The organism is Ruegeria sp. YTSA144 (assembly GCF_059610125.1).
Genome location: NZ_JBXWNA010000013.1, coordinates 1 through 25,993 on the forward strand (window position 1 = coordinate 1; position 25,993 = coordinate 25,993).

Genomic DNA, 25,993 nt, shown 5'->3' on the forward strand with positions numbered 1-25,993 from the left:
AAGGCCGGACACACGTCTGCTTCTGACAAGTGCGAATTACTTCAAAAATGTCTTGCTATGCAGGAGCTATCCACACACGACATTTATGACGCCATGGAAAAGAACCGGCATCGCGTCCGGTTCGCCAATTACATCCCGACCGCGATCAGCATGTTATCCAAAATGGCGATCCGCAAACGCTGGCGCAACGACAATCCCGCGATTGATATTGAGCCGTTGAAGGTTCCGAAGGACCGCAAGAAACCGCATTTGCCGTGGACCGACTGGGCGGTTGAAAAGATGCGGGAAGAGGGCCAGCCATTGCCCCGCCTGATTTTTGAGATTGGTGTGGGGAGTGTGCAGCGCCCCGGTGACTGGGTGGACTTCCAGTGGGGCGACTATGACGGGGATACCCTCAAGTTGCGCCAGAATAAGACAGATACTGTTCTTTCACTGCCCTGCACGATTGCGCTCAAGGCTGCACTGGACGGAGCGAGGGCCGATCTGGGATTCGCGCCGCACCCATCGCGCCACATCCTGACGCGCGCTGATGGTTCGAAGATGGACTACCATGCAATGGCACGCGTTATGGTACGGGAGCGCAAGCGCTTGGGCCTGATGGCCTTTGATCAGCACGCCTTACGCTATCGCGGCGTGATGGAATTGGCGTGGGCAGGGTGCACCGATGATGAAATCGCCAGCTACAGGGGCCACACATCCAAAGAGATGATCATCAAATATGCGGGGGAGGCTCGTCAGATCATGCGCGCGCGACAGGCGGCAGCAAAGCGCAAATGACCCCGAACAGAACAGGCACAGAACGAGAAACTGATACCCGAGGTGATACCCAATGAGCAAAGAAATTCATAACCCATTGATTTTATTGGAGGCGAGTACCGGAATCGAACCGGTGTACACGGATTTGCAATCCGCTGCGTCACCACTCCGCCAACTCGCCTTTTCAAGTAATATCAAATACTTGCCGTGGTGTGCGTGGGTTTTTAGCAGCTTTCCCAAGGGGCGTCCAGAGGATTGCGCGCAATTTTGACGACGAGATTGAAATTTGCCGAAGCCCGCAACCGAAAACGCTCAGGCGCAGGGGGGTTGCGTCAACAGGGCCGTTGCTGGGCGGTTCAGGATGTGGCACAAGCCGGTTAACTTTGGGAATGACTCGAGAGATCCTATGACAGATTTCGCTGCCCGGCGCCGCACTATGGTTGATACGCAAATCCGACCTTCGGATGTTACAAAGTTCCCGATCATTGAGGCGATGCTGAATGTCCCGCGCGAAAACTTCGTACCTGACGCACAGCGTGAGGCGGCCTATGCCGACACTGTGATCGATCTGGGCAACGGGCGCTGTATGCTCGAGCCGAGAACGCTCGCTAAAATGCTGGATGCGCTCAACATTTCAAACGACGAGATGATTCTCGATATCGCTCCGGCGACAGGGTATTCCACTGCGGTTGCCGCGCGTATGGCCCAGTTGGTTGTTGGTGTGGAAAGCGACGACTCGCTGGCGTCCGAGGCGCAAAGCCTGTTGGCTGAGGCGGATGTGGACAACGCCATCATCCACGTCGGTCCTTTGGACCAGGGTGCGGCTGAACACGGTCCTTACGATGCGATCATGGTGCAGGGCGGTGTTGAACGGGTTCCCGATGCTCTTTTGGATCAGCTCAAGGAACATGGCCGGATCGCCTGCCTGTTTGTTGAAGGAAATCTTGGGACCGTGCGGATCGGTCGAAAGACCGGAGGCCGGGTCAGCTGGCGGGATGCCTTCAACGCCAGTGCACCGATACTAGAGAGCTTTTCGGCGGAGTGTGCATTTTCGCTATAGTTCGCCGATAGATTCGGCTGGCGCCTTGATTAGTTGAAAAGAAGACCGCAAACTGCCTTCAGGGCAGTGTAATTTCGTTTGAGAGGATTTCGGTATGCGTGGTTCAGCGACAGGCAAGCTGGTCAGGGCATTCGCAGTGACCGCAGGACTTGCCATCAGCGTTATGCCAGGGCGTCCGGCGTGGGCTGACAACATAACAGACGCCTTCATCGGCGCATACAACACAAGCGGCTTGCTGGAGCAGAACCGGGCGCTTCTACGCGCGGCAGATGAAGACGTGGCGATCGCGCTTGCCGCATTGCGGCCGATCATCAACTGGACCGTGCAGGTCAGCCAGGACTATACCCGGTCTCGGACCAACAATGTGGTCACGACGACCGAGCCGTCCAGATTTTTTACCGGGCTGGGGCTGACCCAGCTTCTGTATGATGGTGGTGCCTCGGTTCTGGGCAAGCAATCGGCGCAGGAAACGGTTCTGTCGACACGGCAAACCCTGATCGATATTGAACAACAGGTGCTTATCCGCGCTGTGAATGCTTACCTAGGCGTGCTGCTTCAGGAAGAAACAGTCGCAATTCGCCAGAACAACGTGGATGTTTCGGCGGAAGAACTTCGCGCATCGAATGACCGCTTCGAAGTCGGCGAAGTGACGCGCACGGACGTTGCGCTTTCCGAGGCGCAGTTGGCAAGCTCGCAGGCGGATCTTGCGGTTGCACGCGGTGAATTGAGCATTGCGCAGGCTGAATATGTCAACGCGGTTGGCAAGGCGCCAGGGCGGACGGCTGGTCAACCAAGTCTGCCCAATCTGCCGCGGAGCGAGGCAGAGGCGATCAGCCTCGCGCAACGCAACCACCCGGCGATTCTGGCGGCGCAGCATCAGGTCCGGGCCTTTGATCTGATTGTGCAGCAACAGCGGGCCAACCTTGGGCCGAATGTCAGCCTGAACGCGGATGCGGGCGTGCGGGAAAGCTATGACAACAACGACTATGTGAATGACGCAACCGTTTCGCTGGACTTTACACAGCCGATTTACGCCGGTGGCCGGTTGGCCGCCAATGTGCGGCGCGCTATGGCAAACCGGGATGCGTCTCGTGCGAACCTACTCAATGTACAGAAGAACATCACGCAGGGTGTAACGGACCGGTATGCGGCTTTTCAGGCGGCCAGTGCCAGCCTCAGGGCATCTACGGAACGGGTTCGCGCCTCGCAAGTCGCATTTGACGGCATCCGGGAAGAAGCGACCTTGGGTGCCCGGACCACCTTGGATGTTCTGAATGCTCAGCAGGATTTGCTGGACGCGCAACTGGCCGAAGTGGCGTCACGAACGGAACGATCCCGCGCAGCGTTTCAGCTGTTGCAGGCGCAGGGCCTTTTGACGGCGGAACGTCTGGGCCTGGCGGTTCAGATCTATGACCCGACTTTGTATTATAACCTGGTCAAGAAAGCCCCCGCGCGTGTCAGCAAACAAAGCAAGGATCTGGATCGAGTCCTCAAAGCGTTGCGTCGGGATTAACCGGCAATACTATTTGTTGTAGGGCTCGGATTGTTTGGCTACACTCGATCCAACGATAGAGCGGTAGAGAACAATGTCTGATAATGTCGTGAAAGCAGGGATCGAAGACGTTCTGTCTTCGGTCAAACGTCTGGTCAGTGAAGACAGTCGCGGTAAATCCTCCTCGGATCAACAGGGTGCAACGCGCAAGCCGGGGCGTTTGGTGCTGACGGACGCGCTGCGCATCAGCAAACCCGCACAGCCCAAGGTCATGCCCGCCAAGCCGTCAACCGATGTTGCCGGGTCGGCCAAGCCGATGCTGCTGCGGGCCTGCGATATTGTCAGGGCAGGTGATCCGGCCAACACAGCGGATGACGCGACCGAGGCAAATGCCGCGGAATCCGGATCGACTGATGATCGCGCGATCAGCCTGAGTGCCAAGATCGAAGCGCTGGAAGCGGCGATCGCGCAAACCGAGGACCAATGGGAGCCGGATGGCGACAGCGCAGACGCCTATTCCGGCACACCGACGCAATCCCTGCCGTGGAATGTCGAAGAGGAATTCGCGGCCGCGAGGACCGTCGTTCTGACTGACCGGGAAGATCCGGAGGATTCGCAGCCTGAGGCCGATTCGGCACAAAACGCAGAGTTCATCCGGGCAGCGCAACCGGCTGAAACCGGTCGTGACACTGAAGTGGTGGAAAACGTCGCGACAACCGACTTGGACGAAGAGACATTGCGCGACATGATCGCGGAAGTTGTCCGCCAGGAGTTGCAAGGCGCGATGGGCGAGAGGATCACGCGAAACGTGCGCAAAATGGTGCGGCGGGAAATCGCCCGCGCGCTCGCCGCGAAAGATCTGGGATAAGATTCAGCCACGCTGTGGTGGCTGCGCCAGGCTCAGCATCAGGTCAAGATTCATGTGGCGCTCCAGATGATCGGCCAGATCATCCAGCGCCTGCTCTACACCGTCTTCGTAGGCAATGTCCGACGTCACGCCCAGCGTTGACAAATAGCGGGCGCGAAATGCGTCTGACGAGAAAATGCCATGCAGATAGCTGCCCTTGACCCGGCCGTTGCTGCTGGCGGCGCCTTCTGGTCTGCCTTCGATCTCAAGCCATGCGCGGGCGCGGTCCGGGCCGTCGGTATGGCCCATGTGGATTTCGTACCCGCTGACCGGTTCCCGGTCGGGCAGGGCATGGGCCGAACGCAGGATGACCTGTTTCTGGCCGCCCATGACGGTATCGACGTTCAACAATCCCAATCCATCAACCTTGCCCGGTCGGCCATCCACGCCATCGGGATCGGAAATGGTTTTGCCCAGCATCTGATAGCCGCCGCACAATCCCAGGACATGGCCGCCCCGGCGAACATGGGCATAGAGGTCGATATCCCAGCCCTGTGCGCGGAAATAGCTCAGGTCTCCGATCGTGGATTTGCTTCCGGGCAGCAGAACAAGATCCGCATCGCCGGGCAGGGGACGTCCGCCGGGAATGACCTCGACGCTCACGCCGGGTTCGGCGGACAACGGATCGAGATCGTCGAAATTCGCCATACGTTCCAGCTGAGGCACAACGACCTTGCACGCGCCGCCTGTATGGGAGCGGATGTCCATCATGTCTTCGGCCGGCAGTTTCCAGGCGTCGTGAAACCATGGCACGACCCCAAGGCAGGGCCAGCCAGTTCGGGTCGAGATATCATCACGGCCTTCGTCGAACAGGGACACGTCGCCCTTGAAACGGTTGATGGCAAAACCCCTGATCTGCGCCACGTCGCCTTCGTCCAGCACGGCCTGAGTGCCAACGATCTGCGCAATCACCCCGCCACGATGAATGTCCCCGACCAGCACAACAGGTATGTCCGCTGCACGGGCAAATCCCATATTGGCGATGTCACCTTTGCGCAGGTTGGTCTCAGCCGGGCTGCCAGCGCCCTCGATCAGAACCAGATCAGCGTCGGCGCAGAGCCTGTCAAAGCTTTCCAGCGCTGCGCCCAGCAGCTTGGATTTGTCCCTGCGATAGTCACCGGCCTTCATCGTGCCAGCGCGCTGCCCCTGAACGATGATCTGCGCGCCGGTATCGGTTTCAGGTTTCAGCAGAATAGGGTTCATGTCCGTGTGGGGTGCCCGCTTTGCCGCACGGGCCTGAAGGGCCTGTGCGCGGCCAATTTCGCCGCCGTTTTCGGTGACGGCAGCATTGTTCGACATGTTTTGCGGTTTGAACGGCGCGACCCGAAGCCCCCGACGCGTGTAGGCGCGCGCCAGCCCGGCCACCAGAACCGATTTTCCGACATTGCTGCCGGTGCCTTGAATCATGATGGCGCGAACCATGTTTTGTCTCCTATAAGTCTGGGCGCAGATGATCTGATTTGAGCCGAAAGGGAAAGCCCCGGATGAATACGCCAGCGCATCTTTTGATCGGGGCTGCCGTGTTTGCCCGGCCGCCGCAAGGACGTATCCTCTGGGCTGCGCTCCTGGGAGCGTTATTGCCGGATCTGTCCCTATACGTGATGGCGGGCGTGTCCCTGTTTGTTCTGGGCGTTCCCGAACAGGTGGTCTTCGGGCAGCTTTACTTTTCCCCGGCGTGGCAGACCGTATTCGCCATAGACAATTCCTTTATCCTCTGGGGGCTGGCATTCCTGCTGGCACTCTGGAGAGGTTGGCAGGTTCTGGCTGTCGGTGCAGCGGCGGGTCTGTTGCATCTTGCGACAGATTTCCTGCTTCATGCGGGCGACGGACGGCCACAGTTCTGGCCCGTCAGCGACTGGGTGTTCCACAGCCCTGTCAGCTATTGGGACAGCGATCATCATGCCTTGTGGGTGGCGCCGGTGTCAGCCTTTGTCTGTCTGGCTGCATATGTTCTGCTGTGGCAGCGTGGATTGCCGGTCTGGGGCAAAGCCCTGTTCGCAACCATGCTGGCGGCTGAGTTCTGGGTGGTGCAGCAATGGCTGTTGTTCTTTTGAGCCATTGGCTTCATGCCTGACGATCAGGCATAGAAAAACGCGCTCTGATAGGCAGAGCGCGTTTGTTCAATCCAAATCCGCCCTGATTCAGGCAGCTTCGGCTTGCTGTGCAGCGTTGCGGCGTTCGCTTTCTTCACGCGACAGGGCAACCGAGGTGCGGACACCGCGTCCAACGAATTCCATCAATCCGCTGACAACCCGCTCGTTCGGGTCAATTCCTGCGCAGGACAGCACTTCGCGCCCATCGCGCGAACGCGCCCAGCGGGCGATTTGTTCGGGGCCGTTGCCGTATTTCTTGTCATCGGCGATAGCATCATCAAGCGCAGCCAGGACAACGGCCGCGAAAAGTTTGCGCGCACGATTGCCTTGCTCATTGTTAAAGGCAGTGCCGTCAACGAAATCTCTCATCTCGTCTTCCTTGTTGTTCTTGCTCTTGCATTTTCGGCGTGAGGGTCCTTATGACCTATTAGGTGCGATTCGGATACAGCTAAAATGCATAGTTGCGTTGCGTCACTTGCATGGCTTGCTGCAAGTGCAGCACTAGGTGTCGTTGTCTTGTCAGGTGTGATCCCGCCAGATATAGGGACCGCAACTGATGCATCAACCGTTTGTGAAGGATTTATGTAATGCCCAAGATAAATGGGAACGAAATTCGCCCCGGCAATGTGCTTGAGCATAACGGTGGCCTGTGGGCAGCGGTCAAGGTTGACCATGTAAAGCCGGGCAAAGGCGGGGCTTTTGCACAGGTGGAACTGCGCAACCTGCGCAATGGCTCGAAGCTGAACGAACGCTTCCGCTCGGCGGACAAGGTTGAACGCGTGCGTCTGGAACAAAAGGATCAGCAATTCCTGTACGAATCCGACGGGATGCTGGTGTTCATGGATTCTGAAACCTACGAACAGATTGAATTGCCAGCAGAATTGCTGGGTGACCGCCGTCCGTTTCTGCAAGATGGCATGACCATTGTTGTCGAATTCTACGAAAGTGAGGCGCTGAACGCGACGCTGCCGCAGAAAGTGACCTGCAAGATCGTCGAGACCGAACCGGTGGTAAAAGGTCAGACTGCGGCGAATTCGTTCAAGCCCGCGCTGCTGGACAATGGCGTGAAAGTCATGGTTCCGCCCTTCATCGGCCAGGACGAAATGATCGTCGTGAACACTGAAACTATGGAATATTCCGAACGCGCGTGACGTTTCGTCACGTTACGCATCAGACCGCGCAGGCACCCGCCGCGCGGTCTTTTCTTATGCGTTGGGTCGATGGCGATAGCGGGTTGGATCCGGGCCGAACAATTCCAGCATCAGTTCGTACTTGATACGATTGGCACTGACCTGACGATAGAATGCGATCAGAAAGGCAGTGGGCCCCTGAATGCGGCTGAGCCCACTGGTGGCGGCAACCACGGTGCCGACATCCGTTTTCCCTTGCAGGACCAGATATCCCCCCAGCATCAGGATGCCGACGGTGCCGGCCCCGTTGATAACGCTCAGCAGGAACTTTGCCGACAGCTTCCACAGGAACATCCGCCGACGCGTGTCGTAAATGTCATCGAACATGGTGTTGATGTCCCGCTCGACGGCTTCGATATCCTCGGTCGTAAGCCGGTCCGTGGCACTGCGCAGAATGCGAACGCGTTCCGCCACGAACGCGTTCACTTTGCGCTGCGAGGCCAGTACGATGATGATCTGCGGAACGATCATCGACAACGCAATCAGCCCCAGACCTGGTTGCGTGGATGAGATATAGCCGATGACGCTGATCAACGTTCCGATCTGAACGACCGGATCCGAGAAAGCGCCGCCCGCAAATTTCCCCAATTCTTCAGCCTCAGCCGAGATGGCTGTGGTCATGGTGCCCTTGCGAAGGTCTTCGCCGGTTTCCTTCAGGTCGGTCGAGCGCCAAAGCAAGCGCTGGCGGATCAGGCGTATCATATCTTCACCCAAGGTTCCGGCGCGAAACCCCAGCACCCATTTCAGTGCCAGGCTCAGCAGGATGACCGCCATCATGCCAATGCCCAACTGGATCAGTTTCTCGATCCCGACATCATCGGAGGTCAGGTGGTTGATGATGTCGCGCTGAAACTCCAGCGGCACGGCGGCAAGGCCTGCAATGGCAATGGACAGCAGGATGAGTATGATTTGCCGCCCGGCACTGGCGCGCCAGATCGCGGAGTAAAGTCGAAACATGCGGGTATCCGGTTTGCCCTGTTGTCCTGCACTGTGGCAGTGCAGGACAACGGGTTCAAACTTTACGATACAAGCTGCTGTGCCGGACGTGCCGTTTAGGCAACAAGGTTGGTTTAGTCCTCAAGGCGAACGGTGGCATCACCGGCCTGCATCTCTCCGCTTGCGCGATCAAATCGCAGGTACGCAATCCCGTGCCCGCCTGACTGTGTGAACAAAGTTCCGATAGGTTTGCCATTTGCCGTGATTTCGGTCCTTGCCGGAGCAGAGCCCTGAACGGCGACACGTCGCAGACCTTTGCGCAATTCGGTTTTGTGCTTCATACGCGCAGTCACTTCCTGTCCGACGTAGCAGCCCTTTTTGAAATCCACGCCATTCAGTGCTTCGAACCCGGATTCCAGGATATAACTGTCCGGGGTCAGCTCAATGCCTGACTCGGGAATGCAGTGCCGGACGCGCAGCGCATCCCAGTCGGATCCGTCATCGCCCTCGGGTTCGGTGGAATAGGTGCGCCAGCCCATGTCCGGGTGGCGGGGATCGGGCAGGGCGGTTTCCGGCGCAGCCTTGGTGCCGCGTTGCAGGTTCAGATCGGTTCCCTCGATCGTCACATCCGCACGCAGCTTGTACATCGTCAGACGTTTGACCAGATCATCCGCAAGATGTTCGGCCACATCCAGAAGAACGCCATCGCCATCTCGTTTCAGGAAGAAATCCGCCAGGTACTTGCCCTGCGGTGTAAGCAGAGCGGCGTAGACCAGCCCGTTGTCCAACCCTTTAATGTTGTTTGTAATCAGATCCTGCAAAAAGCTTTCGGTATCCGAGCCGGACAGGCGCAGTATGCGGCGGGTGGGCATGGCTTGGTCCTCGTCATTTCCTCAGGCCTCGTGATATAGGAAGTTCCGATGCCAAGACCAGAGGTTATCAGACGTGCCCGCACCCATTTCCGTTGTGATTCCGACCTTTGATGCCGCTGACGCATTGCCGGCCTGCCTCGAGGCCCTGATGGAAGGGCTGCATGGCGGATTGATCCGAGAGTTGATCGTCAGCGACGCATGCTCAACCGATCACACGCTGGATATAGCGGAAGAGGCCGGCGCGAAGGTTGTGACCGGCCCGCCCTCCCGAGGTGGTCAGCTGCGCCGGGGCTGCGCGCAGGCCAAAGGGGATTGGTTGCTGATCCTTCATGCGGACACAGTGCTGCAACAGGGATGGAGCGAGACCGTGAGCGCCCACCTGCCTTCGGGCAAACCGGCTGCTTTTCGGCTGGCGTTCCGCGCGCACGGTGTCGCTCCGGCCTGGGTGGCTGGCTGGGCCAATCTGCGCAGCAGGCTGCTGGGACTGCCCTACGGAGATCAGGGATTGCTCGTTCCGCGTCACGCGTATCAATCGGCAGGCGGGTTTCCGGACCAGCCGTTGATGGAAGATGTGGCTTTGGTGCGCGTGTTGCCAAAGGTAACGGTGCTGAATACTCGCGCCTTTACGAGTGCGGAGCGGTATGAGCGGGCGGGGTGGATTCGGCGCGGTGCTCGGAACCTGTGGACTCTTCTGCGTTACTTTCTGGGGGCTGATCCGCAGGTTCTGGCGCAGGCTTATCGACGTTGAACGTGGTGCGCAGCTCGACCACGGATTTGCCAAGCCGAAACGGTGCCGCAAAACTGACAAGGCATAGGGCCACGATTTGCAGGACAAGAATATGAGCATTGTCCTGTAGGTATTCCCATTCTTCTTTCAACTTCCCGACCTGCGCGATCAGGTCGTCGTAGCTCTGCGCAAGTATCAGATAGTCGCCCGCAATCGCGGGAACCTTGCGACGCATGTTGTCAATGGCGGTCTGTGTGCTTTCGTCCAGTGAAGTGAAGACAAGGAACTGGTCGATGTCAAAAGCATCGGCCTTGGCGGCCATGTCACGTATGTCGTCCATTTCGTCCTTGGACTGACCCCCAACCAGGAAGTGAAGCCCCTGTAAGGGCGCCACTTCGTTCGTAACCGCAATGAACAGGGGCAGTTCCGAGTTGCTGGCGGTCGAAGCTGAAAGGAATTCAACCTTTTCGCATAAAACGGCGGTGTCCGGATCATAGGCCGGATCACAGAACCGCAGGCGAAACCGGGCCGCATCCCTGTCAAATGCCAGCGTTGCGGCATAGGCCACGTCGATCTGTCGGTCCAGACGCGAGCTGTCCGACGAATAAAGTCCGGCCAAGACAGCGACCAACGCCCCGATGCCACCCAGCACAACCCATACCAGATCAGCCAACTTCCACGCCCGGTGCCCTGCCGGTTTGCGAAACAGAAAGGCAGTGCCGATTGAGCCGATGACAAAGAACAGGATCAGCAGGGGCAATTGATTGTCGGTCACAAAACTCATGGGTCCGATCTTAGGACCTGTGACCCGTCCTGCAACAGGGATCACGGGCTGTTGTAACGTCTTTCCATATCCCCATACTGGAAACAGCGCAGGGGGGACTTCGATGACCAAGGAAATCGTTCTTATCCACGGAGCATTTGCCGGACCTTGGTGCATGCAGGATTACGCGGCCTTTTTGCGTGACCGAGGTTGGACGGTTCACGTTCCTGCCTTGCGTTACCATGACGGTGATCCAAAAGCAGACCCCGACCCGGGTCTGACCGATACCAGTGTCATGGACTACACCAATGATATCGCCGATTTTGTTCAGGGGCTGGACCGCAAACCTGTCATTTTGGGGCATGCCATTGCCGGGGTGGTGGCACAGCAAGTGGCGTCTCGTGGTTTGGCCAGTGCCATCGTTCTGATCAATCCCAATGCGCCCTGGGGCACCTTGCCCGAAACCGATGACGAACGGGCTGTACCGCGCACCTTGATGGAAGGCGGCCCGTTCTGGAAGCAGCCGATGCGGGTCGGGTTCGATTTGATGGCCCCGTTTGCTCTGAACAAGATGGATGAGGCGCAGCAACACGCTGTATTCGACCGATTGGGCGCGGAAAGCGGGCGCGTGATGTTTGAAATGTTCTTTTGGATGTTCGATGACCATCACGCAATCAAGGTTGATTTCGACAAGGTTGACTGCCCGGTTCTGGTGGTCTCGGGTGCCGAAGACAGGGCTGTCAACCCCGATACCTGCCGCGCACTGGCAACGCGCTATGGGGATCGCGGAACCTTTTTGCTGGTCGAAGATCATGCGCATTTTCTGTTCATGGAATCGGGTTGGGAAGGGCCGGCCTCGAAAATCGAGACCTGGCTGACAACCCAGGTGACCTGAAACGGGCTTGACAACAATCCACCCTTTGCAGACATGGCGCCGAGTGAATGGGGCAGTTGACCCTTTTGGCGCGAAACTTATGCGGGAAAGGTCCGGACATGACCCTGTTCGTTGTCCTTGTTATTCTTTCGGCTGCTTTGCTGCACGCGGTGTGGAATGCAATCGTGAAGACAGCGGCGGATCGAACCACCATGCTGGGTTTGGTCGCTTTGGGTCAAGTGCTGCCTGCGGCAGTCATGGTGATGGTGCTGCCGCTGCCGAACCCAGAGAGCTTTATCTACATCCTGCTCTCGACCATTGTGCATTTCGGCTATTACTTCATGCTGGGTAAAGCCTATCAGCATGGTGATCTGAGTGTGGTCTACCCCATTGCCCGTGGAATTGTCCCGGCGCTGGTTTCGCTTTGGGCAATGTTCCTGGTCGGAGAAGTGCTGCCATTTCAGGCCTGGACCGGTATCGCCCTGATTGCCGCGGGCATCCAGCTGAGCAGTTGGAAAGCTCTGCGCTCGGGCGTTGGGCGCAGCGCACTGATGTTTGCGCTGGGCACCGGGTTCTGCATTTCGATCTATTCGGTCGTTGACGGGATCGGCGTTCGGCTGTCGGGCAACACGCTCAGCTATTGGGCGTGGGGGGCGTTTCTGCACCTGTTCATTGCCGGGTTTGTCGGGGTTCGGAAACGTGCGACCCTCAAAGACCTGCCAGCCAAAGTTTGGATGATCGGTATTCTTGGAGGGCTGGTATCGATGACGGCTTATGGTCTGGTGCTGTACGCCAAGAATTTCGCACCGCTGGGCGCGGTTTCGGCGCTGCGGGAAACTTCGGTCATCTTTGCCGCACTGATCGGGTTCGTATTCCTCAAGGAAGGCAACTGGGCGCGACGGTTGGGTGCCGCGGCGCTCATGGCCGTGGGCGTCGCCCTGATCGGATTGGCTGTCTGATCCGGCTGAAAAGCCTTGGGCGACAGTGATGTCTCTGGCTTAGCGGCCGACCTGAAACGTGCTTTGTGGCTTCCAGTGCATGGTGCCCTTGTCGCTGCTCACGCATCGCAGCAAGCGTTCCTCGCGCGTGTTGATCGTTTCTGTGACGGTGTTGTCGCCAAAGATCACGATGAAGGAGTCCGGGGAATAAGCCAGCCCCTTGTAATAGCAAAACCGTGTTTCCGCCCCGTCCGGGATCGGAGATGCCAGGCTGAGCGTCTGTTGCGCCGGGGCCTGGGTTGCCAGCATGGCAAAGGCCAGCCCAATAGTCAGTGTTTTCATGTCGTCCTCTCGTCCTGCAAATCTGTTGTCGATCAAAAAGGGTTTGGACGCCCGGACCTCAATCATGGTTTTTTGTTTCAGCAAGTTTGAACGGGATCAACGGGTTAGGCAACGAAAATCCTACAAGCACAGTGACAACCTCAGGGGCCGGTTTTTTCGATCGGTCATTTCTGTGGTAACATGGCCGCATTGTTTCAGGAGAATTGAGAGATGTTCAGACCCTCTGTAGAAGCGATTATGGATGTCATGTCCCAAAAGGATTACGTGGTTTTCGACACCCCAACTGTCGATTGGAACCTGAACATAGTGGGCATTCGCGCCCATCCGGTTTCACCCAAGAAATTCGATGATGTCATGACGGTGTTCCACCGGTTTCTTGGCGTTTGGGATATTGCCTATTACCCGATGACGGCCGATCCCAGCGATCACTACCTGAAGAACCCGATAAACCCGGATGGGACGGCCATTCTGGCGCCGGGGCAATATCGGTCCTGCTACAAGATCGATATTCATAAACGAGGGCGGCCCGGAGGCCACAAGGCGCTGTGTCAAAGGCTGGGAAACGTTACCGTGTTTCGGGACAACAACAGGGATGGAAACCTGAACCTTGTTAATCCTCAAATTGGGATGTTCGGCATTAATCTGCACAAGGGGCCAAACAATGGTGACGATGACACTGCGAATTCGATCTATTCCGCCGGGTGTCAGGTATTCGCGGATCAGCGTCACTTTGCCGAGTTTCTGCTGAAATGCGAAGCCGGGCGCGACGCGTTTGGCAACAAGTTCACCTATACGCTGCTGGATCAGGCAGATTTCGAATAAAACGATGCCTTGCGAAGGTTCCGCAAGCGCCGGGGCAGGTCAGGGGCTTTGGTCGTGCCCGGACCCCAAACTGGGCCTTGGCCCTAGGTCTCGACTTCGGCCTGAAGATCTCGGAAATACCGGATGGTTGCGTGCAGCCCTTCTTTCAGTTGCACTTTGGGTTCCCAGCCCAGAAGGGTCCGCGCCAGAGTGATATCGGGCTGGCGCTGTTTCGGGTCATCCTCTGGCAATTCCTTGAAACTGACAGGGGTTTCTGCCCCCACAAGGGCCTGCACTTCGTGGGCCAGTTCGTTCATCGAGAATTCGTTGGGATTGCCCAGATTGACGGGGCCGGTGACGTCCGGGCCGGTCTCCATCAGACGGATGAATCCTTCGATCAGATCATCCACGTAACAGAATGACCGGGTTTGCGTACCGTCGCCAAAAATCGTGATCGGCTCGCCGGTCAGGGCCTGCATGATGAAGTTCGACACGACGCGCCCATCGGCGGGGTGCATTCTGGGCCCGTAGGTGTTGAAAATGCGGGCCACCTTGATCTCAAGCCCCATCTGCCGGTGGTAATCGAAGAACAAGGTCTCGGCGCAGCGCTTGCCTTCGTCATAGCAGGATCGCGGGCCAACCGGGTTGACGTTGCCCCAATAATCTTCGGTCTGGGGATGGATGGTCGGGTCGCCATAGACCTCGGAGGTCGAGGCCTGAAATATCTTGCATTTCAAGCGTTTCGCCAGACCCAACATGTTGATCGCACCATGCACGCTGGTCTTGGTCGTCTGCACCGGATCGTGCTGGTAATGCACGGGCGAGGCCGGGCAGGCGAGGTTATAGATCTCGTCCACTTCTACAAACAGAGGGAAGGTCACATCGTGGCGCATGAACTCGAAACGCGGGTTGTTGTGCAGATGGTCGATATTGCGCTTGGTGCCGGTGAACAGGTTGTCGACGCACAACACCTCGTGCCCCTGATCCAGAAGCCGGTCGCACAGATGCGAGCCCAAAAACCCGGCCCCACCGGTTACGAGAACACGTTTTCGACTGTCATAAAGGCGGGCCATTGCAAATCCTTAATCGTTAAATCCAAGCCAGCTTGTCATGGGGAAGCCGGTTCTTGGTTTGATTTGTAAACCGAAGGGGTTTGAATTGCAGTAGATTTTGGTTTTTTGAGGGCGCGTGTGGTATGGGTGTGTCTATTGCTTTCCCAACGTAGGGCGTGAAGGTTCATGTAAGCGCCCGCCCCGTCTCAGCGGTGGGTTAGAGGTTAACCGAGCTAGGATGGATGTTTGTACCCATCTAGAAATACAATCAAAGATTGGTGCGAGCACTCATCCAACACAAGCTAAGCGATTTCCGATGGCATTGGCCGGAAATCGATCTAGTCAAAAGGGTCCTTGTCTGGTGCGGAGCTACTAAAGGGGTCATTTGAGGAGCGAACAGCGTCTCTGTAAGACTTAGTACAGGCCACGACTTCTTCAAAAGCTCGTGACGACCCGTTTAGTTTAAAGATACCTAATGAAGTACCTTCATAATTCCAAACCATCTTGGTTTCTCGCATGAATTCGTTAACGAAGTCCCCCGCTTTCTCCGAATTTGCTGGAACTGATAGCTTCAACGAGCCAAACCCGTCCGAGTAATCACCATCCATTTCTAGATTCCAGTGAACTTCGTTTCCGAACTTAACCGAAACTTCGTACTCTTTCCCAGATTCGAGAGATTTCCAGTTCGAGTTAAGGAGCAGAACCTCAAGGTACAGTTCATCCGTTCCGGATAGCCCAATGAAGAATGATGTCCCGCCTTCATAAGTGGCAAATGCTGAGCAACCCTGCATGTTATTATAGAATGAAACATCCCACCAACCTACCGTCTTCCAAAGAGTTGTGTCAGCGAGCGAAGTCTTTGATCCAAAGAGAACTAAAAAAGTAGCTAGGAAAGGAACTAGTTTGGTAGGATTCATAAGCAATACCCAATAAAACTCGCTTCAAACCTATCTGTGATGTTCATTTGAATCAATCTGATAGAGCGGCACTCAAACATCCAACTCCTCCACAAACCGCGCGTTCTCTTGAATGTACTGGAACCGCAGTTCGGGCTTCTTACCCATCAGGCGCTCGACCAGATCGCCGGTCTCGCCGGGTTCGTCCTCGTCAATGGTGACGCGGATCAATTTCCGGGACGCGGGGTCCATCGTGGTCTCTTTCAGGTCCTTGGCGTCCATCTCGCCCAGACCTTTGAAACGCGACACGTCGATCTTGCCCTTGCCGCCCAGACCTTTTTTCAGCCATTCGTCCCGCTCGGCCTCGTCCAGACAGTAGACGCGTTTGGCACCCTGCGTCAGGCGGTACAAAGGCGGGCAGGCCAGGTACAGGTGACCCGCGTCAATCATCGGGCGCATCTGGGTGAAGAAGAACGTCATCAGCAAGGACGCGATATGCGCCCCGTCCACATCCGCGTCGGTCATGATGATGACCTTGTCATAGCGCAGGTCGTCGAGGTTGAACTTGCTGCCCAGCCCAACGCCCAGCGCCTGCGTCAGGTCGTTGATCTCGGCATTGGTGCCCAGTTTCGAACTGGCTGCGCCCAGCACGTTGAGGATCTTGCCGCGCAGGGGCAGCAGGGCCTGCGTTTTGCGGTCGCGCCCCATTTTGGCCGAGCCGCCCGCCGAGTCGCCCTCGACGATGAATAGTTCGGTGCCTTCGCGTGTTGAACTGGAACAGTCCACCAGCTTGCCGGGCAGGCGCAGTTTCTTGGTGGCCGATTTGCGCTGGGTTTCCTTTTCCTGACGGCGGCGCAGGCGTTCTTCGGCCCGCAGGATCAGGAAGTCGAGGATCGCGCCGGCGGATTTCGTGTCGGCGGCCAGCCAGTTGTCGAAATGGTCGCGGACCGCGTTTTCGACCAGCCGCTGCGCCTCGACCGTGGCAAGGCGGTCTTTGGTCTGGCCGACGAATTCCGGTTCAGAGATGAAGCAGGACACCAGCGCGCAGCCCCCGGTGATCAGGTCGTCGCGGGTGATCTGGGCGGCTTTCTTGTTGTTGATCAGCTCGCCATACGCCTTGATCCCCTTGAGGATCGCGGCCCAGAACCCGGCCACATGGGTGCCCCCTTCGGGCGTCGGAACGGTGTTGCAGTAGGACTGGATGAAGCCGTCGCGCGAGGGCGTCCAGTTGATCGCCCATTCCACCTTGCCTGGGGTTCCGAATTTCTCCTGAAAGTCCACGGTGCCGGCAAAGGGCTGCTCGGCATAGGTCGACGATCCGTTCATCGTTTCTTTCAGGTAGTCCGACAGCCCGCCCGGGAAGTGGAAGGTGGCCTCGGTGGGGGTTTCGCCGTCGTCTATGGCGGATTTCCAGCGGATTTCCACGCCCGAGAACAGGTAGGCTTTGGAGCGGATCGACTTGAACAGGCGGGCGGGTTTGAACCGGTGGTGTCCGAATATCTGGTCGTCAGCGTGGAAGGTGACTGTGGTGCCGCGCCGGTTGGGGGCGGCGCCGGCCTTTTCGACAGGTCCCAGCGGGACACCGCGCGAGAAACGTTGTTCGTACAGTTGCTTGTCGCGGGCGACCTGCACGACCATCGAATCCGACAGCGCGTTCACCACCGAGGCGCCCACGCCGTGCAACCCGCCCGAGGTCTGATACGCTTTGCCCGAGAACTTGCCGCCCGCATGCAGGGTGCACAGGATCACCTCGAGCGCGGATTTGTCGGGGAATTTCGGGTGCGGGTCGATCGGAATGCCGCGCCCATTGTCGCGCACGGTCAGAGAATAATCTTCGTGCAGTTCGACCTCGATCCGGTTGGCATGGCCGGCCACGGCCTCGTCCATCGAGTTGTCGAGGATCTCGGCCACCATATGGTGCAAAGCGCGCTCATCCGTGCCGCCGATATACATGCCGGGTCGCTTGCGGACCGGTTCCAAACCTTCGAGCACCTCGATCGAGGAGGCGTCATAAGTTGTGGTCGCTTCTGGCGTCAACAGATCGTCGGGCATGGGTGCTGCTCTTGTTTTTGAGTTTCCCCCATTATGGCAGGTGATGTGGTCCGGGGGAAGAGGGGCGCGAGGTGTTGTGGGTGGTTTAAAGGCGCGGGGCCGCGGTTTGCTTGCACAATTTGGCGGACGTCACGATCGGCGGTCTTGCTTGAAACCACCACCCCCGGCCATGGCGCGGGAAGGTTCTGTACTGCTGTTATCGCTAGATGGTCGGGGCCTGTATTCCCTTTGCATTTTTCACGGCAAACCCGTCCGATACAACCAGCGACACGTCAAATACCGTTATGCGATCGGATGCAAGTCAGCCTTGCGACGCCTCGGGCTCATTGACGGAATCGCATTAAAAATATATCGTGAAGGCAGACTCCCAAATTATCTTTCTATTGGTTCCAAGCGTTCAAGAGTTACGTTTATTCGTAATTGGAAGGCTGCTATGGCTACGTTTCAGGACGTTCAGGCAGCAGTGCATGATATTGCTGCCCGTTTGAATGTCACCCCAGAGCTTGCTCGTGCTGCGCTGATTAACCCCGTGTTGGCGCTTGAGGAACTTGGGTTCGATCTGGATCTTTCAGGTCGGCTCGAGCTGGAGGACAGGGCGCGGTTTTCCAAGAAACAGATCGTCGAACGCAAAAGCTTGCGGAAAAAGATTTTCGCCGCGTCCGGGCATGAATTTGACCCCGGGCAAGAACAGGATCTGGCTGTGGTGCTTTTCGACGAGTTGAAGCTGGTCGATGATGCTTCAAAACGCCCTGACCTGTCTCCGTTGTCCTTGCCGACGCGAAAAGTGCGTTCTTCCACCTCCAAAGTGAAGGTGGCCAGGGTCAAGGCATCGGAAATCGCGCGCCGGTTTCCCGTGAAAGCCAAGAGCAAATCCGTCGCCGGGCTCGATCCAAGTCTGATCGAGCCCGCGAAGATTCCCGACCCGCTGGAAGCACTGGGCAAGGCGCACAAAATCATCTCTCCGCTGCTCGCCTACCGGCAACTTGATGCGTCGAAACCGCGTTTTGCGACCGAGGCGCTGTATCGTGCCGTGCGAACCGGGAAACGCAGGCTGGTCAATATCACGCCCCGCGCCGTTGTTACCGGCACTGCTTGAAGACACCCGGGCGCGATTCCCTCGCGCCGTCACACCGAGGACGTCAGGATGGCAAATACAAGAGGATATGAAGTTGTCGTCGAAGCCTCGGAAGAGGTCCTGCGAAAGGTCATTCGGGGGGCGTGGAAGTCCGCGGAATGCGACGATGATCCCGGCGATGAAGGCCGCATTCCCGAATTCATGGATGTTCCCGCAGGTGAAACCTTTGGCGGTTTCGTTGTAGCTGACGGGTCGGTTCAGATTCCCGAAGACCAGTTGGACGCCAGCCTGCGCCCGGACATCACCGGTGCCGAAATTCAACTTGGTGTCCTGATCCAGATCGAAATCGAAAATCCCCCGGTTCCTTCCGCGCAAATGCTGACGATGACGGCCGATCTTGCTGCGGCTGCGCCGATCGGTCTGATCCCCGGGCGGCAGGATGTGGGATGGCTGTTGGACGGTCTGCCTCGCAGCCAGGTGTCCGCAACGCTGACCAGCGGCGATCCGATTGCGTCCAACATCGAATTGTTCGCAAGTGAATTCGTGGACAAAGCCTATGAGAACGGTGGCCCCGGCGGACCGATTGACCCGGCCTTCCCATCCATTCCCCATGTCATCGATGAGACCGCGCTGCCATTTGCCTTGGGAGCGTTGACGACGGATGTCCATGCGGAAATCTTCAACGACGACTCGGTTGCGGCGCACGATATTGAAACCACCGTGTCCGGCGGTGACATAACCATTTCGCTGCCGGTCTATCTGCGGATGTTCAACATTGTTGTCGGTCCGGCCGTACAGCTCTTTTTCAATCCGCAGGATCCCATGGGGATCGAAACGCGGATCAACATCACGGCACCTTTCAGCCGGGTCGGTTCAGAGTTCCGCACGGATTTGAATGCGGCCATCGTCACCGTGGACGCGATCAATCCGGCCGGTCCGGAATATGGGCCAGAGGGTGACAACTATATCGACAACCGCGATCAGCTTGCGGCGATCCCGTTGGTCGCGATTGACCTCGACGCCCAGATTTCCAGCGAACTGGTGTCGCGTGGGCAGGAACTGGCCAGTGGCCTGGGCGAGATTTCCATTGCTGCCCCGACCGTGGCCGAGATCGAAGAATTCATCGGCGACTTCTTTCACCGGGATCTGGAAGCACGCGACTTCGTTTACATCTGGGGACCGGAGGCAACGGACGAAGAGTTTGAAGTCGACAGTATCACCGTCGGAGTGACAAACGAGTTTCTGGCCATCGCCTTGAACGATGATGGTGGCGGTGACGTAGGCGGGCTTGCCAATTTCATTCCGGCCGACAGGGATTTTGCAATTGCCATCAGCGCGGCCCAGGTTGAAGCATCGATTGAAACGGCGCGCATCGAAGCTGAATTGTCGGATGATGACCTTCCGAAGACGTTTACACCTGACGGGCGCGAAGTCCGGCTGACCGATCTGGACGTGAGCCTCAGGGCGGGGGCGATCAGAATATCGGGCAAAGTGACGGTCGTGGATGCGATCCTGGGCAGCATTGATGTGGATGCCGACTTTTTCAACGACGTCGGTTTGCGCTGGCAGCCGAACGGTTCGCTGGGCCCAGACGGCGGGCAGCAAATGGATCACTTTGAAATCGACAGCGATGTCGATCCCGAAGAATCCGTGCTGCTTTGGGTGCTGACGGCAATCGCCGCGATACTGTCGTTCGGCGCTTTCGGAATTCTGGGCGCACTGGTCGTTGTGATCGTGGCCCTTGTCGTCCGCGGTATTGCCGAAAGCATGGGCAGCGAAATCCTGTCAGATGAAGTTACGAATACGGTTACGGGCATCACCGGCTGGCCGGAAAACCTTGCCAGGATCGGGCGGGTCGAAGCGGTATTCTCGGACCCGATCGTGATTGATACGGACGGTCTTGAAATCGCCGGAGATTTCACTGTCATAAGCAGTTGCGAAGCAACGGATGTCGTCCCGGCGGATTCGGGTGGGGGACGGTCGGGTGCGGCCGCATCGGCCATGTCGCTTACGGCTGTGAATGAACATCCTGACGCGGGATACGAATGGTTGCCGGGTGACGGGACACCGGCCGCGGTCTTGCCCTCGATTCAGCATGTCTATGCGGCAAGTGGTGTATATACCGCAAAACATGCGCTGACGATGAACCAGCCGGGCGGCGCGCGCAGTCGCAGTTTCTCGCTTGTTACCGTCGAAAACGTGCCGCCGACAGTGGATGCCGGACCGGATCTGACGGTGCAGGAGGGCGAAGAGGTCACTCTGGTCGCGCGGTTCCGAGACGTCGAATACCCCGACACCCACGAATCCATGTGGTATTTCGGTGATCACCACGCGCCGAAACCCGGTGTGATTTCCGAAACCAATGGTCCTCCTGCGGCGACAGGCACGTCGACCGTGACCCATGCCTGGTGCGACAATGGCGAATACACGGTCACGGTGCGTATTCGCGACGTCAATGGGGGCGAAGCCATCGACACCCTGCGTGTCACCGTTACCAATGTTCCGCCCAAAGTCGAAGCTGGCCCGGATCTTTATGCGTATGTCTGCACACCGATCACGCTTGTCGCCGATTTCCGGGATCCCGGCTGGTGTGACACGCATACAGCCAAGTGGGATTTCGGCGATTGCAGCGAACCCCGCACCGCCCTGATCGAGGAGACGAACGAGCCACCGGCAGCCGAAGGCACGGCGACCGCCTCACATATCTATGAAAACTGTGGTGACTTCCGGGCCATCTGTACCGTCATGGATGACGATGGCGCCTTTGGTCAGGATGACCTGACCGTCCGGGTCGTGCATCTGCTGAATCCCGGTTTCGAAGATGGTTTCCGTTCGCTTCCGGCGGGCAATGTCGGTCGGTTCTGGACACCCTATGCATGGCTGACCGACTTGGCAGCCTTTCACGCCGGAAAGGGAAATCCCGTTCCGCAATTGGCCCCGATCCCCGCCGATGCCTTTGACTGCGAAGGTTGCATCGTCCGGACCGGCGACAGATCCCAACGGGTCATCGCGCAGCGCGGTCTTCGTGTTGGCCTGTGGCAGTCGCTGGGTTCAAACCCGGGATGGGATTATGAGTTCTCGTGTTGGTTCACAACAGAAGCCCGCAGTGCAGGCAGCTATGCTCTGGGGTTGGACCCGCGCGGTGGTGATGATCCGCGGGCACCCTGGGTGGAATGGTGGACTGGTGACCTTGACGGTGCCTGGCGCCAATTGCGGGGCCGCGTGACGGCGGAAGCCGAAGCCGTAACGGTATTTCTGGAATTCAGCGGAGATGATCCGCGCAACGATGTGCTTGGATACATTGATGATTGTGCGTTCATCGCGATTCAACCGCATTGCCCTGACCAGCCGAAGCCCGATCCGGAAATTCCCCCGCGTGAACGTTGCATTGATTTTCGCGGCCAGAAACTGCCTTCCCGCCATCCGGTATTGAACGTTGGCGGAGTGCGGTTCCTGCCGACCAAAGGCAGCCTTCTTCAGATCATTGGTGGGTTCCAGCCGCAAGGCACACCCAAACTGTTGCTTTCTATCGCCGGTGTTTTTGCCCATCTGCCGGTCGTCGCTGACTGGGCCCGCCTCAAGCTGAGCTTTGCTGGCGGTAAGCCCATAACGGTCATCGCACTTGATGCGGCGGGCAATGTCCTGACGACCCAGACAGGAACGCAGCAGCAGGGAGTACAGGTCATCGAGGTTCAGGCAAGCGGCATGGTTACAATCGCCATGCGCGCGCAGGAAGCAGCGTTGATCGAACTGTGTTTCCGGCCGGAACACCCGCGCAGTACGCCTTCGGCAGAGCCTGAACCGGGGCCCGGCATTGTCGTTAACCCGCGCTTCGATCGTGCCGTCGCCCCGGCTATGTTCAGCGTGGCGGCGACCGAGGAGGACAAAACCTTGACCGAAACCAACAGCAACCGTCCGTTTGGTTTGTCCGAGGCGGCGTGGGGCAAGCTGGACACGCAGCTGCAATCGGAATTGGCGAAGGCCGTAACAGACGGTGATGATGGGCACTCGGTGCAGGTCATATTGCGCTTGGCGCCAGACACGGAAGGCAATGCGCCCTCTTTCCGGCGCGCCGAAACAAAGGCACGCGAAGATTACTTCCGCCGACGCACACGGCCCCTGGTCGGTACTCTGGAAAACCTGGGCGGGGTCGGGATAACCGAACTGTGGCTGATCGACAGTGTTGCCGTTGAACTTTCGCCCGGGGCCATCGCGACAATGGCCAACGATCCTTCCGTGGTGATGATCACCCACTCCACCGAGCGCCAGGCCATTCCTGAAAACCCCATAAGACCATGATCCAAAGGAGCACGAAATGACCGAGTTAAGCCGGGAACACGTTGATCGCTTCGAAAGAGCGGAACGTCGTGAAATCGAGAAGCTTCGTGCCGAGTTCGGCAGCGAGTCCATCTCCAAAATGGACAGCATTGTTCTGCGTGACCTCTTGGCCAACCGAAAAGAGGCGCGCCTGAACGCCCTGCTTGGGCAAACGGAAACCGCCCAGCTTCCCCGGCATCGTGTGCTGGTCTTGCTGCGCAGCGGCAGGACATCACCTGATCGCGCGCCCCGTGCGTTCGACCGACGCCAGCGCCGCCGTTCGATCATGCAACATCGCCGCCATGGCGAAGACGTGGTGGGAAAGATTGCCAAGAGCTTTGGCGAGCGTGAAATCGAGGTCGAGCAGACCTTTTGGCTGAACCACAGCCTGGTGGTCTGGGCCGACGACCAGCGCCTGACAGATATTGCCGGGCGCGCCGATGTTCTGAAGGTGGCTCATTGCAAGAATCAAATCCTGATTGATCTGGATAACAGCCGTCCGCTGATCAATGCCGATGTCGTGGAAGCCAGCGGGATCAACGGAGGCGAAGTGGATGTTGCCGTTCTGGATACGGGGGTGGACCAGACGCATCCTGAACTTGCCGGGAATTTTGGCACGCAACAGGATTTTACCGGCGAGGGGCTGGGAGACCTGAATGGGCACGGGACCCATTGCGCGGGCGTTGTTGCCAGCAATGGCGCGACGTTCCGTGGTGTCGCCACGGGGGCGGTCATTCACGATTACAAGCTTTTGAACCAATTCGGCAGCGGCAACGCTCCCAACTGCGTTGCGGCAATTCAACAGGCCGTGGCGGACGGGATGGATGTTCTTTCCAATTCCTGGGGCTTTTCCCACAGAAACGGCAATTGGGTCGATCCGGACGGGACATGCGTTTTATGTGTCGCCGCTGATGCGGCTTCGACCGCCGGGGTGACCTTCGTGGTGGCCGCGGGCAACGAGGGCAATGACAGTTGCGGCACCTATGACACGCGCATTCGCTGTCCGGGTATTGCGCAGAGCGTGATTACCGTCGGGGCAAGCGATGATAGTGACAACATGGCCGGCTTCTCCAGTCCCGGACCAACGCCGGATGGGCGCGACAAACCGGATGTCACCGCCCCCGGCGTGGATATCGTGGCATCGCGATCGGCGACCGGCAATGACATGAATGGCGGCGCGACGGTGATAGATCCGCTTCATCTCGAGGCCAGCGGCACCTCCATGGCGTGCCCTCATGTCGCCGGGGTCGCGGCGCTGATGTTGCAGCGAAACCCGACGCTGCTGCCGGCTGACATCAAGGCAGTTCTCATGGCCACCGCCGTCGATATCGGCGCACCGACCACGCAGCAGGGTGCCGGGCGTGTGGATGCTCGGGCGGCGGTCGGCTCGGTCTGATTTGGATATTTTGGAACGGAGGATACGAACGTGGCAGACTATGAACAGCGGATGCAGCCGGAAGAGGGTGCAAAGGCAGTCGAAAAACTGGCCGAAGATGCTTTGGCGGGTTTCAAGGCGGACGCCAAGAAGGAATATGCTGAACTGGTCAAGCAGTACGAGGGCGCCAGTGCAACGGTTGGTGTTTTTGGTATGGGGTCGGTCGAAGTTTCGGTGATGAGCGGTGAAGTTCATATCAACCCGAACCAAAAACACAAAGGGAAGGGCCGGGGCGTCGGCGCGATCTCACCGGAAGCACTTGTAGCCATTTCCGAAGGCAGGATGACCGTAATGGACGCCTTCCACCGTGGAGAGATTGTTGTTCGCGCCGAGTCCGCAGCGTTGCACGAAGGCTATGACAGTTTCATCAGGAACTCCGAAGCGGCGCTCAGGTCGAAGCGTTTGCAGAAGACGCTGGCGCAGTTCCGCAAGATCGCGGATGTCTGACTGGTTGCAAGACGAACAGGTCCGGGCCACGATACCCCAGGTTGAAGCATCCATGTTGGATGCCGTCGCCTCGGACCGGCCGGGGTTCGAAGAGATTGCACACTGGCTTATCGGGGCCGGCGGAAAACGGTTGCGGCCAATTCTTCTGCTGCTTACAGCACGAAGCCTCACCGACACAGAAGGCCGCAAGCGGGCAATTCAAGCGGCGGCGGCTGTTGAAATGATCCATGTGGCGTCGCTCTATCATGACGATGTCATGGACCGGGCCGAACTTCGGCGTGGAGCGGAAAGCGTGAACCGTCGCTGGTCTTCACCCATCGCCAGCTTCGCCGGAACATTCATTCTGGCCCGTGCAATAAACCTGTTGGATTCCGTCAGCCCCACAGCCTCTGAGCTGGCCGGCAAACACTGTGCCGCGCTGTGTCTTGGGCAGTTGCGCGAAGCAGAAAACGCTTACAACGCCGATTGGACCATTGAAGAGCATCTTGAAATGCTTGAGGGCAAGACGGCCGAACTGTTTGTCCTCGCCGCATCGCTGGGGGCGCTGTTGGCTGACGTAAGTGATCAGGATCGAGACGCACTGATCACCTATTCAAAGTGCCTTGGCCTGGCGTTTCAGCTTCGCGACGATGTTCTGGACTACATTGCAAGCAGTGCGGAACTTGGGAAAGGGTCCGCCTCTGACCTGCGCGAAGGGGCGTATACGATGCCGGTGCTCCTGTGCCTGGGTCAGAACGGTCAGGCCGCCGATGAATTGCGGGCCAGGTTGAGGCTGGCCGACATGCAGGATGCGGATATTTCGCGTGCTGTAGAGATCATTCGCAATTCGGGCGCGGTCGAAGCTACGGAACAGTTGGCGCGGCACAAATCTGAAGCAGCCGTCAGGGTCATTGCCGGGCTTGACGATCATGTGCTGCGCGACTCGCTGGCAAACCTCGCCCGGCTTTCTGTCGAAAGGCGGGCCTGAC

Annotated in this window: 23 protein-coding genes, 1 tRNA gene and 1 pseudogene; 15 read left to right on the plus strand and 10 right to left on the minus strand. The window is 58.1% G+C overall.

Annotated features, from left to right (window positions below; all coding sequences use genetic code 11):
* The coding region (locus AC2FF8_RS18885) for a tyrosine-type recombinase/integrase (RefSeq protein WP_496880455.1) at positions 1-777 on the plus strand (777 nt) is incomplete at its 5' end.
* Between the two features lie 86 nt (positions 778-863).
* Here the strand turns inward: AC2FF8_RS18885 and AC2FF8_RS18890 are convergent.
* Positions 864-937, minus strand: a tRNA-Cys gene (locus AC2FF8_RS18890).
* 225 nt (positions 938-1,162) lie between these two features.
* Between AC2FF8_RS18890 and AC2FF8_RS18895 the strand changes: the two genes are divergently transcribed.
* The 3 genes from AC2FF8_RS18895 (at position 1,163) to AC2FF8_RS18905 (ending at position 4,176) form a co-directional block, all read left to right on the plus strand.
* A complete protein-coding gene (locus AC2FF8_RS18895; RefSeq protein ID WP_170346475.1) occupies positions 1,163-1,816 on the plus strand; it encodes a protein-L-isoaspartate O-methyltransferase family protein in 654 nt (217 codons plus the stop codon).
* Between the two features lie 94 nt (positions 1,817-1,910).
* A complete protein-coding gene (locus tag AC2FF8_RS18900) occupies positions 1,911-3,329 on the plus strand; it encodes a TolC family outer membrane protein (protein WP_425077963.1) in 1,419 nt (472 codons plus the stop codon).
* A 73-nt stretch (positions 3,330-3,402) separates the two neighbouring features.
* The gene (locus AC2FF8_RS18905; protein ID WP_496880456.1) at positions 3,403-4,176 is read left to right on the plus strand and encodes a hypothetical protein; all 774 of its coding nucleotides are present in this window, start codon (positions 3,403-3,405) and stop codon (positions 4,174-4,176) included.
* Positions 4,177-4,179: 3 nt separating this feature from the next.
* Here the strand turns inward: AC2FF8_RS18905 and AC2FF8_RS18910 are convergent, their stop codons facing one another.
* Entirely contained in the window at positions 4,180-5,637 is a 1,458-nt protein-coding gene (locus AC2FF8_RS18910) for a cobyric acid synthase (RefSeq protein ID WP_496880457.1), read from the minus strand.
* 62 nt (positions 5,638-5,699) lie between these two features.
* On the opposite strand from AC2FF8_RS18910, the gene AC2FF8_RS18915 reads away from it, so the two are divergent.
* Positions 5,700-6,269, plus strand: coding sequence for a cobalamin biosynthesis protein CobQ (locus AC2FF8_RS18915; RefSeq protein WP_496880458.1), 570 nt, complete (start codon positions 5,700-5,702; stop codon positions 6,267-6,269).
* A gap of 87 nt (positions 6,270-6,356) precedes the next feature.
* Here AC2FF8_RS18915 and AC2FF8_RS18920 read toward each other — a convergent pair whose 3' ends face one another.
* Positions 6,357-6,677: a DUF6280 family protein gene (locus AC2FF8_RS18920; protein WP_037310273.1), complete on the minus strand. Its 321-nt coding sequence runs from the start codon at positions 6,675-6,677 to the stop codon at positions 6,357-6,359.
* Positions 6,678-6,895: 218 nt separating this feature from the next.
* Here AC2FF8_RS18920 and efp point away from each other — a divergent pair, with 218 nt between their 5' ends.
* Positions 6,896-7,459 (plus strand): elongation factor P, encoded by a 564-nt coding sequence (gene efp / locus AC2FF8_RS18925; RefSeq protein ID WP_170346480.1) that lies wholly within the window; start codon positions 6,896-6,898, stop codon positions 7,457-7,459.
* 54 nt (positions 7,460-7,513) lie between these two features.
* On the opposite strand, the gene AC2FF8_RS18930 is transcribed toward efp, so the two are convergent.
* Together AC2FF8_RS18930 and ygfZ are read right to left on the minus strand one after the other, a co-directional pair.
* Positions 7,514-8,455: an ABC transporter transmembrane domain-containing protein gene (locus tag AC2FF8_RS18930; protein ID WP_257600394.1), complete on the minus strand. Its 942-nt coding sequence runs from the start codon at positions 8,453-8,455 to the stop codon at positions 7,514-7,516.
* Between the two features lie 113 nt (positions 8,456-8,568).
* A complete protein-coding gene (gene ygfZ, locus AC2FF8_RS18935) occupies positions 8,569-9,306 on the minus strand; it encodes a CAF17-like 4Fe-4S cluster assembly/insertion protein YgfZ (RefSeq protein WP_496880459.1) in 738 nt (245 codons plus the stop codon).
* A 73-nt stretch (positions 9,307-9,379) separates the two neighbouring features.
* Here ygfZ and AC2FF8_RS18940 point away from each other — a divergent pair, with 73 nt between their 5' ends.
* Entirely contained in the window at positions 9,380-10,054 is a 675-nt protein-coding gene (locus tag AC2FF8_RS18940) for a TIGR04283 family arsenosugar biosynthesis glycosyltransferase (RefSeq protein WP_496880460.1), read from the plus strand.
* 7 nt (positions 10,055-10,061) lie between these two features.
* Here AC2FF8_RS18940 and AC2FF8_RS18945 read toward each other — a convergent pair.
* Positions 10,062-10,817, minus strand: a pseudogene (locus AC2FF8_RS18945) (hypothetical protein); the annotation flags it as partial.
* Between the two features lie 103 nt (positions 10,818-10,920).
* On the opposite strand from AC2FF8_RS18945, the gene AC2FF8_RS18950 reads away from it, so the two are divergent.
* Together AC2FF8_RS18950 and AC2FF8_RS18955 are read left to right on the plus strand one after the other, a co-directional pair.
* On the plus strand, positions 10,921-11,691 hold the full coding sequence (locus tag AC2FF8_RS18950; protein WP_496880461.1) for an alpha/beta hydrolase: 771 nt from the start codon (positions 10,921-10,923) through the stop codon (positions 11,689-11,691).
* Between the two features lie 98 nt (positions 11,692-11,789).
* Entirely contained in the window at positions 11,790-12,629 is an 840-nt protein-coding gene (locus AC2FF8_RS18955; protein ID WP_257600398.1) for a DMT family transporter, read from the plus strand.
* Between the two features lie 39 nt (positions 12,630-12,668).
* On the opposite strand, the gene AC2FF8_RS18960 is transcribed toward AC2FF8_RS18955, so the two are convergent.
* On the minus strand, positions 12,669-12,950 hold the full coding sequence (locus tag AC2FF8_RS18960) for a hypothetical protein (RefSeq protein ID WP_170346485.1): 282 nt from the start codon (positions 12,948-12,950) through the stop codon (positions 12,669-12,671).
* A 210-nt stretch (positions 12,951-13,160) separates the two neighbouring features.
* On the opposite strand from AC2FF8_RS18960, the gene AC2FF8_RS18965 reads away from it, so the two are divergent.
* On the plus strand, positions 13,161-13,772 hold the full coding sequence (locus AC2FF8_RS18965; RefSeq protein WP_496880462.1) for a hypothetical protein: 612 nt from the start codon (positions 13,161-13,163) through the stop codon (positions 13,770-13,772).
* Positions 13,773-13,855: 83 nt separating this feature from the next.
* On the opposite strand, the gene AC2FF8_RS18970 is transcribed toward AC2FF8_RS18965, so the two are convergent.
* From AC2FF8_RS18970 to parE, 3 genes are all read right to left on the minus strand, one after another.
* Positions 13,856-14,824, minus strand: a complete 969-nt coding sequence (locus AC2FF8_RS18970) for a UDP-glucuronic acid decarboxylase family protein (RefSeq protein ID WP_170346487.1) — start codon at positions 14,822-14,824, stop codon at positions 13,856-13,858.
* Positions 14,825-15,141: 317 nt separating this feature from the next.
* Entirely contained in the window at positions 15,142-15,720 is a 579-nt protein-coding gene (locus AC2FF8_RS18975; protein WP_496880463.1) for a hypothetical protein, read from the minus strand.
* A gap of 72 nt (positions 15,721-15,792) precedes the next feature.
* A complete protein-coding gene (gene parE / locus AC2FF8_RS18980) occupies positions 15,793-17,751 on the minus strand; it encodes a DNA topoisomerase IV subunit B (RefSeq protein WP_496880464.1) in 1,959 nt (652 codons plus the stop codon).
* 148 nt (positions 17,752-17,899) lie between these two features.
* Here parE and AC2FF8_RS18985 point away from each other — a divergent pair, with 148 nt between their 5' ends.
* Genes AC2FF8_RS18985 through AC2FF8_RS19005 form a run of 5 tightly spaced genes read left to right on the plus strand, consistent with a single transcriptional unit; the run spans position 17,900 to position 25,992 of the window.
* Complete coding sequence (locus AC2FF8_RS18985; RefSeq protein ID WP_496880465.1) at positions 17,900-18,847, plus strand: hypothetical protein; 948 nt, start codon at positions 17,900-17,902, stop codon at positions 18,845-18,847.
* Positions 18,848-18,895: 48 nt separating this feature from the next.
* Complete coding sequence (locus AC2FF8_RS18990) at positions 18,896-23,125, plus strand: PKD domain-containing protein (protein ID WP_496880466.1); 4,230 nt, start codon at positions 18,896-18,898, stop codon at positions 23,123-23,125.
* A 16-nt stretch (positions 23,126-23,141) separates the two neighbouring features.
* Positions 23,142-24,539 carry a S8 family peptidase gene (locus tag AC2FF8_RS18995; protein ID WP_170346492.1) on the plus strand — a complete coding sequence of 466 codons (1,398 nt, stop codon included), beginning with the start codon at positions 23,142-23,144 and terminating at the stop codon, positions 24,537-24,539.
* A gap of 30 nt (positions 24,540-24,569) precedes the next feature.
* Positions 24,570-25,025: a hypothetical protein gene (locus AC2FF8_RS19000; RefSeq protein ID WP_170346493.1), complete on the plus strand. Its 456-nt coding sequence runs from the start codon at positions 24,570-24,572 to the stop codon at positions 25,023-25,025.
* Positions 25,018-25,992, plus strand: coding sequence for a polyprenyl synthetase family protein (locus tag AC2FF8_RS19005; RefSeq protein WP_496880467.1), 975 nt, complete (start codon positions 25,018-25,020; stop codon positions 25,990-25,992). Before AC2FF8_RS19000 ends, AC2FF8_RS19005 begins: the two co-directional genes overlap by 8 nt.
* Position 25,993: the final 1 nt, after the last annotated feature.